The following is an 865-nucleotide window of genomic DNA, read 5'->3' on the forward strand; positions in this document are numbered from 1 at the left end:
AGACCGTGTCCTACATGGTCAGTTTCCGGAGCCGTTTGTAGCAGCAAAGGGCTGCGGCCAGTCCGAGAAAGGCCAGGTAGTTGCCTGGTTTCCGCTCGTAGCGGTGGTTGAGTCGGCGGTAGCCGGTCAGCCAGGACATGGTGCGTTCGATGACCCACCTTCGGCGGCCGAGTCGCTCGCTGGACTCGACTCCTTTGCGGGCGATACGGACGCCGATGCGCTTGCCCCATAGCCATCGCCGCAGGTGAGGCACGTCGTACGCCTTGTCCGCATGAAGGCGTTGAGGCTTGGAATCGGTCGCGTGGGATTCGTGTCCCATGTGGAAATGGGACAGCATCGGCTTCAGGGCCTGGCTGTCGTGGGTGTTGGCGGCGGAGACTCCGACGCGTAGAGGCAGTCCGTTCGCGTCGGACAGGACATGCATCTTGGAACCGGGCTTACCCCGGTCCACGGGGCTCGGACCTGCAAGTTCGCCCCTTTTTTAGCCCTCACATGGGCAGAGTCAAGGACCGCGCGGGAGAGGTCGACCAGGTCCCGCTCGTCCAGAAGCCGGAGAATCTTCTGATGCAGCCGTCCCCAGACCCCGGCTCGCGACCAGATGACGAACCGACGATGGACAGTCGACTTCGACGCCCCGAAGCACGGTGGCAACGCACGCCAAGCGCAACCGCTGACCAGCACATAGATGATCGCGGCGAAGACCGCCTCATCATCGATGTTCGCGACCCCGCCCCCTTGCGGACGCACCCGGGCCGGCGGCAACAACGGCCTCGCTAATTCCCACAGTCCGTCCGGAACGATCCATCCCCACCGTCCACTCCCCATGCCCAGGACAACTGTCAACTGACCATGTAGGACACGGTCT

The 865-nt window shown here is 63.6% G+C and carries 1 protein-coding gene; it reads right to left on the bottom strand.

From position 1 onward, the window contains the following. Positions 1 to 10: 10 nt before the first annotated feature. A protein-coding gene (locus tag PV734_RS45705; RefSeq protein WP_199839878.1) for an IS5 family transposase occupies positions 11 to 825 on the bottom strand; the annotation gives its coding sequence in 2 pieces (ribosomal slippage) (positions 11 to 477 and positions 477 to 825; 816 coding nt in all). Between the last annotated feature and the right edge of the window lie 40 nt (positions 826 to 865).

Origin of the sequence: Streptomyces sp. AK08-02, from assembly GCF_033795085.1 — a bacterium.
In the GTDB taxonomy this organism is placed as follows: Bacteria; Actinomycetota; Actinomycetes; order Streptomycetales; family Streptomycetaceae; genus Streptomyces; species Streptomyces echiniscabiei.